Genomic DNA, 17,019 nt, shown 5'->3' with positions numbered 1-17,019 from the left:
AACGTTGACAGGTTTATCAATCATTCTACTTAAAAGCTAAGTGCTAGTTGTCCATCTTCTTTTGGCAAACCAAGCTTAACAAATGCGGGCAGAATCTGACTTGTCCCATCAAAAGCTCCGCTACTGGGATAAGTCAGATTCTGAGCCGCCATTGGCTGGTATTCCAACTCTTTTGCTTCGCCGTCTCGTATCAACAACGATGGTGGTCTTTGCCCCTTACTCTCCTCAAGATAACATTCAAATCCCAAAGGTGCAATTCGCAGCGGTAACTGACTATGGTGACGCACTTTGTTGTAGTTCTCTACAGCCCTCTTCACGTACCTTCTCAGTGCTCTATAATCTCTGATTGGCCAGTGCTCAAGGTATTCATTCTTGATCACATCATTGAGCTTCTCTGCGTACGCATTGTCCAATGCTGTAATGCACATGCTAGAGCTGATTCCTCGTGACCTCAATACTTCTATAAAGTCATTGCTGCGATACTGGGAGCCCCCGTCACTGTGGAAGATCAGTTCACTCAAATCCATACCACGACGCAACCGCAAGGCCATTTTCAGTGCCTCTATGTTTGCTCTAGCTCGGAGGTTATCACTTACGCTATAGCCCACTATAAGCCGGGAATACACATCTATGATAAACGTCAGATAGTAATACTTGTCCTCTAGGCGATAGTAAGTCGTATCCGATTGCCAAACTCGGTTTAAACCTATGATAGTAAGCAACTTAACTAAATTAGGATACCGTAAACCACCACTCTTCGTAGTTCTAACATAGCTCCTTTTTCGTTCCAGCGAATGACCCAATAGAGTCATCTCTCGAATAAATGCATCGCGACCTAGTCCTTCTGGCTGGATCATATAGTAGGCCTTTTCAAGACCCAAACCTCCGTGATCTGCACGGTGTGTCAACAGCATTGCTTCCGCTGAATACACCCCGTCCTGATAATCCGCTCGCCGACGTAAATATTGCGACAGCGATTGACGCGAAGTACCTAGTGCAGCATATACTTGTTCATTACTTGGACTCTTCATTTCTGATCTGTATTTCGACAAGAGCCGGACAAGGGAGTCGTAAAACCACTTTTTTTTTCAACATCTATTCCTGCTTCACGAAGCTCCTCTATAAAGCTCTCATAGTAGTCCAATTTAATTTGTTTTTGACCTAGAGAACGTTCTAGTTCAGCCACCCGCTTTTCCAGCAATTTAACCTTCTCCGTCTGGGAATTTGGTACTTCCACTATTATCGCTTTTTGTTGATCGTACGCGCTGTACTTACTTATCCAGCGGTACAGAATATTTACATGGATACTGTATAAACGACCCATCTGGGCCACGCTAAAGGTACCTTCTTCGTAGTCCTTAACTCGCGCTTTTTTAAAGGTTTCACTGTAATTACGACGCCTTTTGGGCCGATTAACCTTATTCGTTGACTTCATTTTTAACTAAATTTGTTGTCAACGTATTTCAGGGATAGTCAAAAAGTTTTGGGTGACGGATGATGGCGAATTTTTACTTTCGATTACACAATAGGAAGTCGGAAGTGGAAAAAACGCTTACACCCTTACACTTTTCCAACTTTTACACAAACAAACATCCAGCTTTTACACATAATCAATCCGCTCCAACAAATTGGGCAAATTCCTGGGTGTGCATTTTCATTACGGCCAGGGTCTCTGGATGGTTGATTTGACCATTAGTATCTAACAATTGTGCGATACTGGAGATGGGGAGCTGGTTGGGCAAAGTAGTTGCCCCCAAATAATGGAGGACACCCGCCAGGTGGCTCATACCACGTAGGTTGCCAGCACGACCGGTGGCGACCCCGACCAAAGCCGCTTTTTTGCCTTTAAAATTGCGGGCATAATTTCGAACAGAGCAGGCGTCGATAAATAGCTTTAGGATACCGGGGAAGCTGCCATTGTATTCCGGACTGATAAAAACAAACCCGTCGGCAGGCAGAATATATTCGTCTTGAATTTTCGCCAGATCAGGGTGTTGCCCACCATCTTCGTACATGGCAGAAGAAAGCCATGTTTGTGGAATATCTTCCAAAGCCAGGAAACGAACTTGTTCTTTTCCTAACAATTCAGATAAAAATTCGTAATATTTATGGGCAAAGGCTCTACACCTACTACCTTTGCGATTGGTTCCGGAAATAACCGTGATCATTAACTTTTGGCTTAAATTTGTTAGATGCTTAACATGAGTGAGCTAAAAAGGTTGCATTTTTATCCCAGCATTGCACAAAAAAACAAACGACTCCTACTAATGAAAATAACGTATTACGGCCACGCTTGTGTAGCGGTCGAAACCAAAGGAAAAACCATATTATTCGACCCCTTTATTTCCCCCAATCCAAAGGCGGCAAATATTAAGGTAGATGACATTCATGCTGATTTTATTCTGCTCACCCACGCACATATTGATCACGTAGCTGATACCCGTGCCATTGCGGCCCGCTGCAATAGCACTGTGATTAGCAATTACGAGATTACCAATCATTATGGCGCAAAGGGTATTGCTCATCATCCAATGAATCACGGAGGCAAGGCCAATTTTGAATTTGGAACTGCCAAGTACGTCAATGCCGTACATACCAGCAGTTTTCAGGATGGTTCTTATGGTGGACAACCCGGCGGTTTTGTTGTTTGGAACGAAGAAGGCTGTTTCTACAATGCAGGTGACACGGCTCTGACCATGGACATGAAGTTGATCCCAATGACTTGTCCAAAGCTGGATTTTGCCTTGTTGCCCATTGGTGATAACTTCACGATGGGCTACGAAGACGCAGTGCTTGCCGCCGAGTTTGCACAGGTCGATAAAGTCATCGGAATCCATTACGATACCTTCGGATATATCGAAATCGATACGGCTGCGGCAAAAAAGGCTTTTGCAGATAGCGGAAAAGAGTTAATTTTGCTGTCGATTGGCGAGAGCATTACTATCTAAGCTGGCTCTTTCCAGTTTCAAAACAGCTTACAGGATACCTTTTTTAAATATTTACAGCTTTTTAATCTCCATTTCGCTTTATGGGAAAAGTAATTGCTATTGCCAATCAGAAGGGAGGAGTCGGTAAAACGACGACCGCCATCAATCTTGCCGCTAGTTTGGCAATATTAGAAAAAAAGGTACTCCTTATTGATGCCGACCCGCAGGCCAATGCTTCATCTGGGGTAGGTGCCTTGGAGGAAGATGTTGACACCTCGCTCTACGATTGTCTCATCAACAACCTGGAGCCTCATGACGCCATCTACGAAACGGATACCCCCAACTTACACCTGATGCCCTCCCATATCAACTTGGTGGCAGCAGAACTGGAGCTAGCTGGCTACGAGGATCGTTCTTTTGTGCTTAAGGGAGTGGTCGACAAAGTCAAAGACGATTATGACTACGTCTTTATTGATTGTTTGCCATCCCTGGGGATTGTTACCATCAATGCACTTACAGCAGCGGATTCCGTTTTGGTACCTGTACAATGTGAGTTCTTTGCCCTTGAGGGTTTATCTAAGCTACAGAACAGTATAAATCTGGTAAAAGCCAACTTCAACCCCGACTTGCAGTTGGAAGGTATTTTGATGAGCATGTACGACAGTCGACTGAGATTGGCCAATCTGGTCGTTGATAAAGTGAAAGAAATTTTCGGCGATCAGGTGTACGATACGATCATTCATCGCAATGCGCGTTTGGGCGAAGCCCCCAATATGCACATGCCGATCGTTTTGATCAATGCCAGCAGCCGTGGCGCGGTCAACTTTTTGAATTTGGCCCAGGAATTTTTACGTAAGAACAATGACGTGTTGGTATAAAACCTGGCCCAAATCCCTTTGATTAATTCTGAATAAACCGGTAAGCCCTACAGTATGGCAAAGAAATTAGGAACAAAAGCTTCAAAACAACAATTAGGATCAGGAATTGATGCCCTTTTCGGAGGCGGTGGCACAAGCCTCGCTAGAAAGGCGGAGGTAGATAAAGCCATTGCAGAAAATCCGGCAGAAGTCGTTCGGGAATTGGCCAAAAAATTTGCTTTGATCCCACTAGCGCACATTGAACGCAACCCGGATCAACCTCGTTATGAATTCGACGAAGAAGCGCTGGGCGAATTGGCTGATAGCATTAAAATTCACGGGATCATCCAGCCGTTGACGGTGCGCTATCTGGAACCCAAGCGTTACCAAATCATCTCTGGTGAACGTCGGTGGAGAGCATCAAAGCAGGCTGGACTGGAGGAAGTTCCTGCATATATTCGCGTAGCCAATGACCAGACATTGCTGGAAATGGCCATCATCGAAAACATCCAGCGCGAAGACCTCAACCCACTGGAAATTGCCAATTCTTATAATCGACTCAAGCAGGAATGTGAACTGACCGACGAGCTGCTCGCCGAGCGGGTGGGCAAGAAAAGAACGACCATCACCAATTACCTGCGACTGCTCAATTTGCACATCAGCATCCAGGATGCGCTGCGCAAGGAACAGATTTCGATGGGACACGCCAAAGCCATCGCCGGATTGGACATCCTTTTACAAGCTGATTTTCTCAAGGAGCTGAACAGCAAAAAATGGTCGGTTCGTCAAACAGAAGCACAAGTTAAGGCGTACCAGAAGCCTAAAAAAGTCGTTAAACAACCAGAAGTAAAAGTTGTCAATAAGCATCAGGCAGAATACGACAAAATTTTGCAAGACTTTAAAGCTTTCTTTGGGAGTGGAAAAGTCAAAATTCAAGTGGAAGACAAAACAACAGGTAAAGGGCAAGTCGTGATTCCTTTTGATGACCACGACCAATTGACGGATTTGTTCAAGTGTGTAGAGCAGTAGAAATATGCCACATTGGAAGAAATACGGTTGGGTGTTATGGTGTCTGCTAGCGCAGCCTTTTCTCAGTTTTGCCCAAGAAGTAGATAGTCTTCCTCCGGCAAATCCAGCACTCCTCGAAGAGGTTGATTTGGGCTTGACTTTCAATGAACCGCGAACCTATGTACCACGTACGGCTCTGATGTGGTCGATAGTACCCGGTGGCGGACAAATTTATAACCGTCGTTGGTGGAAAGTGCCCCTGGTGTTTAGTGCCTTTTCGGGCGTGTTTGCCGTATTGGACTTCAATCAGAGCAATTATATCCGTTTCCGAAACGCTTATCAAGCAGAGCTGGCGGGTGAGGAACATGAATTTAGCAGCAGAGGATATGATGCCAGCAGGTTATTGGTTTTTCGGGACCAATTTAACAAATCCCGGCAGACCAATTACTTTATGCTTTTTGCCGTTTATCTTTTACAAGGCGTTGAAGCTTATGTGGATACCCACTTGCGAAATTTTGATATGGATGAAGATTTGAGTCAATGGCAAATAAGCCCCCAAGTAATACCTGGTGGTATTGGACAAAGTCCCAACATCGTCCTCCAATTTCAATATTCTTTCTGAACCTAACACCTTAGTAGTTTGACGGAAATAAACCTATTTTCTTTTTCTCCGCCCCTTTCGGTCAAATAGAAGACAAGAAACTTGATGCTGAGGTGCAGCAATTTCTTTGTTTGGATCTGTTATTAAGATATAGATAGTGCATTATTAACACAAACATCCCCAAAACATGACGCGCTTAACCCTACTCTTGTTTACACTAATACTTGGATGTACCACCCTGATGGCACAACGCTATTCGGGCATCGGGATCAATCTTTTTCCACAGTATTCTCATCGCCGGATTGTCAACCTGGATCTCAATATGCTGAACCAGGCAGATTCTCTGGAAAACAATGAATTTGCTCGCCCTTCTTACGCAACAGGACTCGTCTTGAGCTACCGAGGAGAAAAAGCAGGCGTGCAAGTCGGCTTGAATTATAGTCAGACCGGTTACCGCGGCAAGCGTACGCCCATCGCTTTCAACGACCCTAATCGAGCTAATTTTGATGAGGAACAATACAGTTTCCGGGCCCAAAATATTGAGATTCCTTTCTCGGTACTATTTTATCAAACCCTCTCCGAAAAGGATGACTTTTACTTTTCGTTGGGTAGTGGTCTGAGTTATAACCTCAGTAACCAAAATATAGTCACCCGTTTTAACGGAGAAACCAGCGCCCGGGAAGTCAACAATATCGAAAATGAAGATTTCCGCAAAGTCAACTATTGCTTCCAAACCTCCATGGGTTGGGAACATAAGCTCTCTGAAAACATGCTTTTTAGCATAGCTCCCACCTTCCGGCTGTGGCTTGCCGGCATCTACCGCGACGCATTACTCAACCGCAATCTCTACCAGTTTGGCATCAGGGCCACTGTACGGTTTGATCGAGAGGTGGAGCGTTTTTGATGGTTGGTTGTTGATGGTTGGTTGTTGATGGTTGATGGTTGACCTTCAATAATCAATTTTCAAACCTATCTGGTTCATAATATTAGTAAGCTCTCTAAATTGATAAGGCCGTGAAGTATCGCTTTGCTATTTCTTTGTGTTTCCTTTCCTTACTATTTGGCTGCCAGGATAAGCCTATTGAAAAGCAAGCATATAAGGATCAGGATGGCGTATTTGTTGAAATCATCGATTCGGTCGGTGATGGAAAGTCAAATCCTTACAATGCGGACAATGCTATCTATTTGCCTGAAAAAGAATATATATTCGACTATCGGTACTTCACAAAAGAGGGTCAGGAATGTAGATTTTCTAGAGAAGGATACGACATATTATCTGTCGAAAAATTGACTACTACGACGGTTACGAAACTCTCCCTTCGGGCAGCTAGAGATAATACGATACTAGATGGCGAGTCGGATTATGATCAGACCGTAATGCATTATGATTATTATCTTTACAATGACAGTGTTTCCTGGCCAAGGGAATGGTCTGGCCTTATCGAAAATGAGAAAAACGTCTGGATGCACCCTTGGCGAAGAACCAGGTATTTCAACTATCTACAGATAAACCCGTACCCCTTCATAAAAAAGCCCTATGAAATTGGTAATTCTTGGGGCTGGAATTTAGAGGTTGGAAGTCAGTGGGGAAATCCAGCATGGGCTACGTGGGAAGGGAATCTAGCATTCAATCACCACTATGAGATTGTAGGCAAGAAAGAAATCGCTACCGATTTTGCGGATAAAATTTCTTGTTATGTTGTTGAAGCCAAGGGAGTTAGCCGTATTGGTGAAACCAGACTAACCTCTTATTTTAATGAAGAATACGGTTTTGTTCAATTCGAGTATCTAAATATCGACAGTAGTCGGATTGTTATTAATCTAATTGAAGTAAGAGACTTCAGTAAACCCTGAAGAATTCCGACTTCCCACGGTCTTTTCGCGTAAGACGAAAGTGAGTTCACGCCTCCCATGGATGACGATAAATATCTGTTGGCAATCGCATCATCTTAAGCAACCTCAGGTGATGTTCTTCGATGCCCTGCAAGTGTACGCTGGCTTTGTGATCATCAGTCATTATGTAGATCATCTGGACGCTTCGGAACGCGCTTAAGACCAGCGATGTGGTAGGTCGCTCAACTTTGCGGCCGGGATTGCCGGGCACCAGATTGGTAAGATAGCTGTTTTGTTCGCTTTTCAGTGTTTGGCGGATGGTGTATTGCCACAGATTATAGTACTGTAGAGCCAGCATTAGTATGCGCAACATGGCTTGGATGCGATTTTCTTTTTTCAGGAAGATTGGCGTAAGCGAGGTGCATTTGGTCAACAGCAAATGAAAATGCTGCTCGATACGATACTCCTCCCAGTAACAAAGTACCACCTCGCAAGCCGAGAGTCTATCCGAAGGAGCGTTAGTGGCCATCACGCGCCATCCGGCCAGTTGCTGTTCGATGTTGTTTTGCTGCTCGTCCAGTGTAAGTTCCACACTGCAAGGTTCGGCCGGGTCCTGAGATAGTGTGATCTTCCAGCTGTATAGGTGAGCGACTTTGTGCTTGTCCAGTATCTTGTTGATGGTTCGTTCAGCTTCCTCTACCGACTTGATCGTTTTACGACCTCGGTTGCGCGTGAAGCGCAGTCTGACCTCCTGGCAAGCGGTCTGGCAGCGTTGCTCTAGTTGGGCAACTTGGCGCTTGCGTAGATTCAAGCTACATACCCCGAATAGCCTTTGGGTGTGAATCGTGCCGTCAGCGGAGATGATTTCACGTGCGGGCAGCTCTTTAACCAGCGCGATGGCTTGTGAATCCTTACTTCCCGCCGCCTGACGCATTACGCGTTCGGCGGGCTCTTGCTGTTGCTCAATCCACTCACGGGCTTGCATTAATTCCTCTCGTGAGTATTGCCGTTGAGCCAATGGGCCCAAGTAGTAGTTGCCGCTGTCAGCAATGAAACACATATTGTACTGATTACACAGCTTGCGGTCTCCCACTACCAGTACTCCTTTGGACTTGAGACCTTGTTCCCAGGCCTGTTCCAAGGCTGGCACGTAAAGCTTGTCGTCACTGTTTTGCCCTGCTACCACGTTCAGAGCCAGTGGCAGGTTGGCTTTGTCTATAGCCAGTAGCATCAATTTTACCTGAGGTAGGGCCAAACCCGTGGCATTATGCCCCAACTGAAAAATGCCTTCTGTTTCTCGATGACTTTGAGCCGTGGTACTGTCGATACGCACCGTATCAAGGGGACCTTGATCAGTACCGTTGTCCAGATCGTAAAACCGAATTAGCGATTGGTTATGATCGCGCTGAAAGGACATCCAGCGCTCATCGTCCTTAGACAGGTAGTCCAGCAGACTACCCAAACGGTCATCACTGAGATAAGCAGCCTGAAAATCAGCTTCATCCAAAAGCCAACTCAACGTGCGCTCCAAGCCCAAAGCCCAGTCTTCTACGTTGTACAGTCGATGATCGTTCTCGCTCAGAATATAGACCAGAAAAGCCTCCAATGTCTTGCCAATACTGGTTCCCTGCCACAAATGATGAGTAGGATAGTGCTTGTCCACGCGCTGGGACAAACCGGTCGATTGGAGTAGGCGACTAATCGCCGGTAGATCGCCTACAGGCTCTGCTTTGATCAGCATACAGTTTTCTTATAAAACGCTTTGCGAACTCACTTTCGTCTTACGCGAAAAGACCGTCCCACTTCCGACTTCACACTTCCGCCTTCCGACTTTTCTCCAAAGCTTCCAGCTTGCGTTCCAGCCAGGCACGGTTGAAGATAGCGCCTGTTTGTTCCATATCGGTTTTGATTTTAGCCAGGCGTTGGGTGGCTTGACTGGCATCCAGGTAAGGATAATTAGCACGGAGTTTGGCCAAGCGGCGTGTCAGGCGAAAAAGGTGATAGTAACCACTACGGCGGGAATCGGCTAATAAGCGATTGCGTTGGAGGTACTGGCGGAACGATTCTACCAACGCGTGCAATGCTTCAAACTCATCCAGTTCGTAGTAGGTACGCAGCAAGAGGGCTTTGGCACCAAGGTTATAACGCAGGTCGCTGTATTCTACCTGGGTGAGCAATTCCAAAACTTTGCCAAACTCCCCTACTGCGTGGCAATAAGCGGCTTTGTTGAAGCGATAAGCATTTTCTGCGGCAGCAGGCGCCAGCGCATCTTTTTGGGTTTCAATGAAATGATCTACCCACGCTAGTTCACCAAGTCGGAGGGCGGCGGTGACGATGTTTTTGTAATGCCACTCAATCAAATAGCCGCCTTCATGGAGGAGCTGCCTGGCCAGCTGGGCATTGTACAAACCAAACAATTCGCGCAGAAAGGGTAGCTCATTGCGATTGATTTGAGCAATACAAAAATTTTGCAAATAGTTGTAGATCGCGGTCAACTCTTGCAGGCGGAAGCAATGTTCGTTCTCTTGAAAAATGGCCAACGCTGCCTGGTAAGCTGCCAACGATGGCTCATCCATCATGCGGTAAAGCTGATAATATACCTGCACGGCGGGAGCCTCCCGGTAAGCTTCTTCGTTGAGGCGTAGTTCTTCCAACACGCCTTCTAAAAGACGAGCAGAGTAATCGTCACGCAAAATCTGACGGCGCATCTGTAACTGTACCGCATCCCGTAGTTTTTCCAAAACATAATACTGATCCAGTGCATGTTCTTTCTCTACTAAACTCTGATCTTGTGCCTGTGGCTCCCAAACCGTATAAAACTCATTGGCTTCTTCTGCCAGAGCCATGACCTGTCGGTAGTAATCCGTATCTCGCAGAATGGTCTGGGTAAGGGCTTTTTTGCTCTTTTTGAGCTGTCGCTCATAGATGGTCCATTGCCTTCGTTCCCGTAAGGCCGTGAGTAGCCATTGTTCTCTTTGCGGATGTTGAGCAAGCTGTTCTTCAATCAGAAAGTTTTCACATAATCGCCAAGCGTAGGTGAACAAGAGTGCTAACTTAGAGGAGTCAAAAGCCTGCTTGGGAAAAAGCCGCTTCCAGATTACTTTCCGGTCGCACAACCGCTCCGAAAAATCAGGGTAGCACTTATCCAGATAGTTGATCAATACCTGGGTCATTTCGTGCTTATGATGGTATGGTGAACGTGAAAATTCCACAAATCGGGTCATCTCTTTACGAGAAAAGGAATTTAACAGGTCCAGCAAGTGATGATTTTGCATATTTTTCTCAATAAAAAACTAACATTAACACCTAATAATCAGTATTTTAAAAAACAAAACAAGCGATTTTTTCTCAAAAATAAGATTACAAAATACTAAAAAAAATCTCATTCAAACAGCACTTTTGTATCGTCACCAGTCTAAAATGATGCCAACATGAACAATATCCTACGTAATCTCTTCTTACTCTGCTGTTTGCTTTTCACTGTTGCAGTGATGGCTCAGCCCGTTAATTGCATTGACTTTAGTGAACCAGAAATAGGTACCGTCTTCAGCCAAGAAAACGGAGCAATCCCTGGCGAAGTCGTTTATCAATACGAGGGTGTAAATCTGAGTATCGGAGAATTTACCGATCAAAATGGCGCTACCTGGTTTGATCAACTTGCGGTTGTCGAACCTTTTATCAACAATCTTGAAGCTCCTTCCTTATACGTCAATTACGCTACTGCAAATTTTGAGTATACCAGTCCTGTAAACGCTCTTTGTTTCATTGGTTTCCTCAGTGGTCACGAAATCAATTTCGGCATTAATGGGCAAGTAGGTGTATTCGAAAGTCTTCTTGATCCTAATATTCAGGAAGAATGGCCCGATTACGAAATTATCGTCACCGCGACTGGACCTACTCCCGGAGGCTTGGTCACCGTATGTATTTTGGGCCCTATTGAGACCTTTACCATTGGAGGTATTGAATTATTAATTGATAATGTCTGTACCGACGCCAACCCACCGGTCTGTGCTTTCAACGAGCCCAACCTGCAAGCATCCTGCCAAAACAATGGTGGTCTTCGCTTGAGTATTGATTTTGGCTCCGTGGTTGGCAACAATGATTTTGTAGATGTTTTCCTTGGTGATGAACTTTATGGTTTTTACCCCATTGATGCCTTCCCTATTGTCTTGGAAAATATCCCTACCCAGCAACAGCAAAGCACTCTTGTTGTGACGGTCTGCATCAACGACCATCCCGATTGTTGCTACACGCAAACCCTTGAACTACCGAACTGCAACAACGAAAGCTGTATTACCTTTTCCGGACTGGAAATTGGAACCGTCTTCAACGCCAATGCGGGCGTAGAACCCGGCGATGTAATCCTGGAATTTCCTGATGTTAATGTAAGCATGGGCACCTTCGAAACTCCAAATGGTGGTGTGGAATTTGGACAGATCCGTATTGTAGAACCCTGGCTAGCAAGCTTGGATGCTCCCGCGCTTTTTGTCAGTTTTGCTACCGCAACCTTCTCTTACGGAAACCCCGTCAACTCCGTTTGCTTCAATGCTTCTGTAGAGAACCTACCGATCAATTTCGGAATAAACGGCAGTGTCAATACTTTTAGCAACTTCCTGGATCCTGCTTTACTTACGGCATTCCCCAGTCATACCGTTACCGTTACGCCCATTGGGTCAAATACTAGCGGTTTGGTAAATGTTTGCGTGACGGGGTTCATTGAAAACATTACCATTGGCGGCATCGAACTGCTCGTAGACGATGTTTGCAGCTACATGCCGGTATGCGACTTCAGCAACCTGCAGGTTGTTCAATACAACTGCCAGGAGGATATTCAACCCTACCGCTTCTTCCTTACGTTTGAGCACAATCGCTTTCCTCTTGACTCTTTCAACTTGCGATTAAATGGCCAGTTTTATGGCCGCTTTGCCTACGGCGACCTCCCTCTTAGCGAACTTGAAATAGAGGTCGAGCCAGGTACTGCCCTTCACTTTTTGGTTCGAGACGTCAACACGGAAGCTTGTGCGGAGGATCTTACCATTGAAGCTCACGGCTGTGAATTTGCTTGTGCTGATTTTGCGGCTTCCTTGGTCAGTATTGAATGCCTTAGCAATACTACGGTTCAGGTACTTGTAGAAACGAGTAGTCCAATTGTGGGCCAACATATTACCATCGAAGGCCTCAGCAATAGCATAATTTATGGTGGCCCACAGGATGGTCCAAATTATGCCTTCTTTCAAATTTCCGGCGAACTTGACCCTGAAGGTTATATTCTTGAAGATAGCTTGACGGGATGTAGCACAGTGCTTCCTCCTTTTGACTTTGACCCCAACCAGTGCCAAGCTTGTGAGCTTTACGATGTCATCGTTGCTCCCACAGATTGTAATCCCAACAACGTCTACAGCATTTTTGTCGATTTGCAGAGTACAAATCCCGGGGAACCATTTTTCGTCATTATCAACGGTAACCAGGAATTTGGTCCATTTTTGCCGGAGGAATTCCCGGTAACGGTCGGTACCTTAGTCGGCAGCCTCAATGCCTTAGTGACCGTCGAAATCGCTAGTGAGAATGACCTCTGCTATTATAGCACTGAATTGGTCCATAACTGTGTTACTTGCGAAGATTTCCAGGCCCAGCTCATCAATGTAGAATGCTTCGAGGACAATTCTATACTGGTATTACTAAATGTTTTTGGAGTAGAAGAAGGCGAACCGCTGCGGATTACCAGCAATGCTCATCCAGGCTTTGTCCAGGAACTGCTCTTTGCCTCTAACCCCACAGAAATCGTGATGCCGCTTACCAATGTCAATGCTTTTGCTCTCTTTATCCAAGCCCAGGGTATTGATTGCGAAACAGCGATTGATGGCATAGAAGTGCCGGCAGATTGTGGCAGTGCCTGTAGTAACTTCGGAGCCGACATTCAATTTATCGAATGTTACGAAGATGTTCCTTATGCGAGCTTATCCATCCTCTTAACCGGGATCGAAGCCAACGGCCAGGAAGTCCTGATCCAGAACGCCAACACGGGTACCTTCTACCCTATCCAATTGACGACGAACCCCTTTGTGATCCCCTGGCCAACGGCTGATCAGGGTGTCCTGCTAATCACGGAACTCGGCAACGGCTGTACCACCGAAGTAGTCTTCAATGCTCCAACTGGTTGCAATGACAACTGCGAAGGGCTCTTCGAGGTCATTGAAGTACTTTGCTCGGAGGGTAACCCCGTATTTGTCTTCACCGCTAATGGACCAACCGGCCTCCCCTTCTTTGTCCGGGCAGGAGGTCAGGAATACCCCTTCGTATATGGTCAAGACAGCTACGAACTGATTATCGATGGTAATGCCAATGCATTCACTTATGAGCTTCGCTACCGCGACCAGCAAGCAGGATGTGTTCGGGAGCTTGTCGTCGAAAATCCATGTTTCTGCTTTATTGAAGCCATTTCGACTACAACTACAGACTGCAATGATGATGGGGAGTTCTTCATCAGTCTAAACTTGCTGGCTGGTACAAGTTGGGGTACTGGTATCTTCCTCGTAGAAGCAGGTGGATACAGTGGGACTTTCCAGGAAGGCACAATTACTGCTACTTTCGGACCTTTCCCTGGTGGCACCGTAGATATTATTGTCACAGAAATCACAGGTGGTGATTGTATTGAAGTAATCGTCGTTGAACAAAACTGTAACCCCGTAGAATGTCAAACCTCCGATTTAGTCATTGAAGGTACAGCTTGCGACGCCAATGGACTGTACTATCTGGATGTAGACTTTAATGCCAATGTTGATGGTCCTTTCGTGGTTTTCAACGAGGTTACTGGTGAAAGCCAAGTCGTGACCTTGGATCAACTTCCTGTACAATTTGGCCCCTACAATATCAACCAAATTCAAACTTCGCTAATCATTGTCTATCTCCAAGCTACCAATGGCTGTACCATCGAAGATATCTATGTTCAGGAATGCGAGCCTAATGGGGAATGTGGCTTCAATGATCTCTTTGCTGAAGCTTACGCCTGTGACGGCGACCAATTCCTGGTGGATGTGGTCTTTAACAATCCCAATGGTGGCCCCTTAGGCTTTTACATTTTCGGCGACGGCATGATCTTTGGACCTTTTGCCTACGGGCAAACCTTCTACACCGTCGGGCCGCTAAGCGGTGCAGAAGCGGAGCATGATATTCTGATTCTGGACATTGCCAACCCTGCCTGTTTTGGTACTTACCAATTCAACTATAGTTGTACCGAGGAGTGTAACATCCAACAAGTCATTGCCACCCCTACGGCCTGCGATGGCGAACTATTTAACGTGGAACTCAATGTGATCGGTAATAACCTGGGAGAAACTTTTGCCGTGGTAGGAAATGGCAATAGCTACGGCGTCTTCAACTATGCGGACCTACCGATCACGCTTGGCCCATTTGTGGGGGATGCTACTACGAGCTACGAATTTGGCGTCATTGATTTGCAAAATCTTGGCTGTACCAACTTCACAGAAGTGGAGCCGGTAAACTGCTTGCCTTGTGATATTCGCGATCTGGTTTACGAAGTAGATTGCGCCAATGAGACGTATGCGCTGACCATCAACTTCATCTACGAAAATCCGGAAAGTGATGGCTTCCGCCTGCAAATAGGCGGAGAAACCATTGAGTCTTTCGCCTATGCTAACTTACCCATTACGATCAATCTCCCCTACACTACCATTGGCTCCACCATCCGGGTGGAAGACTTTATGAATGAGCTCTGCGGAGAAACCATTGATTTTGAAGTTCCTTGTTGCTCTTTGGGTAATATTATCAACGAATTGGAAGTAGCCGATTGTGAAGAAAACGGTCAATACTACTTTACGGTAGGCAACTTCAACGGCGGCAACCTCAGTGACTCCCTGGTTATCAACTACGCACCAGCAGGCAGTAGCATTATCGCAACCGAGGTGGTGGCTTACAGCAGCCTACCCGTAGCGATTGGGCCACTTGTGGGCGATGGTGCCACCTCTTACATCGTCGTACTCAACGACCAGGAAAATGATTGTGCTGCAACCACGACCATTGAAGCCATCTTCTGCGACAATGATGCCTGTGTGGAATTTGAAGGCCTCGAAGGAGTCTTTGCTCCAGCCTTTGGCTACGATTCGGGAGATGTGATTACGGTAGAAAACGAAGTGATCTTCACTTACGAACGCAACCCAAGTAGCAACTGTGCTTGTAACCTCTTCGTAACCGATGGCATCCCTGGTGTCAACTTTGGCGATGGCCAAATTGTGGCTACGCAAAACGTTGGTTTTGGGCTCAACTTCAGCCAGGTAATCACGACCTTCAATACCGTCAATATCGATTACTTCTACAATGGTGGAGGAATAGGAATCAGTGTAAACGGACAAACACCGGTCATCGTAAACAACCTCAATGACCTTCCTACCAATATCGCTCCGGGAGTGGAGTTGCAGGTAAGTGCCAATTCGAATACCTCCAACACCGGTATGTTTACCTTTAGTGGTGACAATATCGAGACGATTGTTGTCTTTACCAATGAGAATGCTGGCTTTGACAATGTGTGTCTGAGCATGGATGATAACGTTTGGCCCGGAGACACCAACGCTGACAATGTTGCTGACCATATCGACTTGTTGAGCATTGGATTGGCCTATGGCAATACAGGGCCTACCCGTAATAACATGACCAGTGAGTGGACAGGATTGATCAGTCAGAACTGGGGTGACAACTTCGCTGACGGCACCAACTACAAGCACGCCGATGCCAATGGTGACGGGGTCGTCAACTTGGCGGACATTCAAGTACTGGAACAAAATTATGGGTTGGAGCATGGCCCTGTAACGGATTTTGAACCACTGCCTTATACCGATCTTGATCCGCCCATCTTTGTCGACCTGGACGAAAACGACCAACTTCCTGCAGGTGCGGCCGTAGAAATCCCGGTGGTGGCAGGTAGTGCTGATCAAGCTATTCAGGACATCTACGGACTGGCCTTCACTTTGGAGCTGGACCCTGAAATCTTCAGCATGGGCACCCTTGAGATCGTTTACCCAACCTCCTGGTTTGGAGAACCGGGTATCAATACTGCGACGATTCACGAGATTTATCCCGACGGACGGGTGGAAGTAGCCCTGACGCGGACAGATCATAACAATGTATCCGGTTTTGGCCCCATCATGTACCTGAGGATCATCATTGATGACATTGCCGGCGTGGAAGTGCCTACGGAGGTCGTCGTGAAAAACCTGCAAGGCATCAACCACTCAGAGCAACCATTGGTCTTGCGCCCTGGTACCAGCACCGCTATGGTGACTAAAACCAACGAAGGCGGCATTGACCGTGAAACCTTGATCAACTCCTTTGGCATCTTCCCTAATCCGACGACGGATTGGGTGAATTTCCAAAACCAGTACAACATGGCTCCTAACCGGATCGACCTTTTCAATGCTGCTGGTCAGCTCCTGCGAACAGTGAAGGAGCCAGGTATGCACCTGGATGTACGCTTCCTCCCCGCGGGTGTATACATGGTTCAGGTACACTTGCACGGCCATATCTTCACGGAGAAGTTGGTGAAACTGGATTAAGTAGTGCTTGAGGCTTGCCTTGGTGTAAATCCTAATAGTGATGTTTACCCCTGGCAAGCCTCAAGGTACTAAGTACAGGGTACTCGGACTTTGTCCGACCTAAATTTGACGCTATACCAAGTACCACTTACCTGGCACCCTATACAGTGAGGTTGATGCGGTTCCGTCTACGGATAATAATTCGTTCACCAATAAACCTCACACATTAAGAATATTCCAAAACGTAG

The 17,019-nt window shown here is 46.2% G+C and carries 12 protein-coding genes; 7 read left to right on the top strand and 5 right to left on the bottom strand.

All coding sequences use genetic code 11. The features are described 5' to 3' along the window. Positions 1-29: 29 nt before the first annotated feature. The 3 genes from AB0L18_RS20880 to AB0L18_RS20870 all read right to left on the bottom strand — a co-directional run bounded on the left by AB0L18_RS20880 (position 30) and on the right by AB0L18_RS20870 (position 2,168). A complete protein-coding gene (locus AB0L18_RS20880) occupies positions 30-1,031 on the bottom strand; it encodes a transposase (RefSeq protein WP_367388625.1) in 1,002 nt (333 codons plus the stop codon). Beyond that, on the bottom strand, positions 1,028-1,435 hold the full coding sequence (locus tag AB0L18_RS20875; protein ID WP_367388045.1) for a transposase: 408 nt from the start codon (positions 1,433-1,435) through the stop codon (positions 1,028-1,030). The genes AB0L18_RS20880 and AB0L18_RS20875 overlap by 4 nt, the downstream gene beginning before the upstream one ends. Before the next feature lie 175 nt (positions 1,436-1,610). Further along, the gene (locus AB0L18_RS20870; RefSeq protein WP_367389264.1) at positions 1,611-2,168 is read right to left on the bottom strand and encodes an NADPH-dependent FMN reductase; all 558 of its coding nucleotides are present in this window, start codon (positions 2,166-2,168) and stop codon (positions 1,611-1,613) included. Positions 2,169-2,267: 99 nt separating this feature from the next. Between AB0L18_RS20870 and AB0L18_RS20865 the strand changes: the two genes are divergently transcribed. The 6 genes from AB0L18_RS20865 to AB0L18_RS20840 all read left to right on the top strand — a co-directional run bounded on the left by AB0L18_RS20865 (position 2,268) and on the right by AB0L18_RS20840 (position 7,247). Continuing rightward, complete coding sequence (locus tag AB0L18_RS20865) at positions 2,268-2,948, top strand: metal-dependent hydrolase (protein WP_367389263.1); 681 nt, start codon at positions 2,268-2,270, stop codon at positions 2,946-2,948. 80 nt (positions 2,949-3,028) lie between these two features. After that, complete coding sequence (locus tag AB0L18_RS20860; protein WP_367389262.1) at positions 3,029-3,805, top strand: ParA family protein; 777 nt, start codon at positions 3,029-3,031, stop codon at positions 3,803-3,805. A gap of 54 nt (positions 3,806-3,859) precedes the next feature. Further along, positions 3,860-4,813, top strand: coding sequence for a ParB/RepB/Spo0J family partition protein (locus tag AB0L18_RS20855; RefSeq protein ID WP_367389261.1), 954 nt, complete (start codon positions 3,860-3,862; stop codon positions 4,811-4,813). 4 nt (positions 4,814-4,817) lie between these two features. After that, the gene (locus AB0L18_RS20850; RefSeq protein ID WP_367389260.1) at positions 4,818-5,414 is read left to right on the top strand and encodes a DUF5683 domain-containing protein; all 597 of its coding nucleotides are present in this window, start codon (positions 4,818-4,820) and stop codon (positions 5,412-5,414) included. 166 nt (positions 5,415-5,580) lie between these two features. Next, positions 5,581-6,297, top strand: coding sequence for an outer membrane beta-barrel protein (locus AB0L18_RS20845; protein ID WP_367389259.1), 717 nt, complete (start codon positions 5,581-5,583; stop codon positions 6,295-6,297). A gap of 110 nt (positions 6,298-6,407) precedes the next feature. Further along, positions 6,408-7,247, top strand: a complete 840-nt coding sequence (locus AB0L18_RS20840; protein WP_367389258.1) for a hypothetical protein — start codon at positions 6,408-6,410, stop codon at positions 7,245-7,247. Between the two features lie 46 nt (positions 7,248-7,293). On the opposite strand, the gene AB0L18_RS20835 is transcribed toward AB0L18_RS20840, so the two are convergent. Next, on the bottom strand, positions 7,294-8,967 hold the full coding sequence (locus AB0L18_RS20835) for an IS1634 family transposase (protein WP_367389257.1): 1,674 nt from the start codon (positions 8,965-8,967) through the stop codon (positions 7,294-7,296). Between the two features lie 70 nt (positions 8,968-9,037). Then, on the bottom strand, positions 9,038-10,501 hold the full coding sequence (locus tag AB0L18_RS20830) for a hypothetical protein (protein ID WP_367389256.1): 1,464 nt from the start codon (positions 10,499-10,501) through the stop codon (positions 9,038-9,040). A 156-nt stretch (positions 10,502-10,657) separates the two neighbouring features. Here AB0L18_RS20830 and AB0L18_RS20825 point away from each other — a divergent pair, with 156 nt between their 5' ends. Beyond that, positions 10,658-16,792 carry a T9SS type A sorting domain-containing protein gene (locus AB0L18_RS20825; protein ID WP_367389255.1) on the top strand — a complete coding sequence of 2,045 codons (6,135 nt, stop codon included), beginning with the start codon at positions 10,658-10,660 and terminating at the stop codon, positions 16,790-16,792. The last annotated feature ends 227 nt before the right edge of the window (positions 16,793-17,019 follow it).

This window comes from Lewinella sp. LCG006 (genome assembly GCF_040784935.1).
Classification (GTDB): Bacteria; Bacteroidota; Bacteroidia; order Chitinophagales; family Saprospiraceae; genus Lewinella.
The sequence above is the reverse complement of the archived record's forward strand: the minus strand, read 5'-3'. Positions and strand labels throughout refer to the sequence as shown.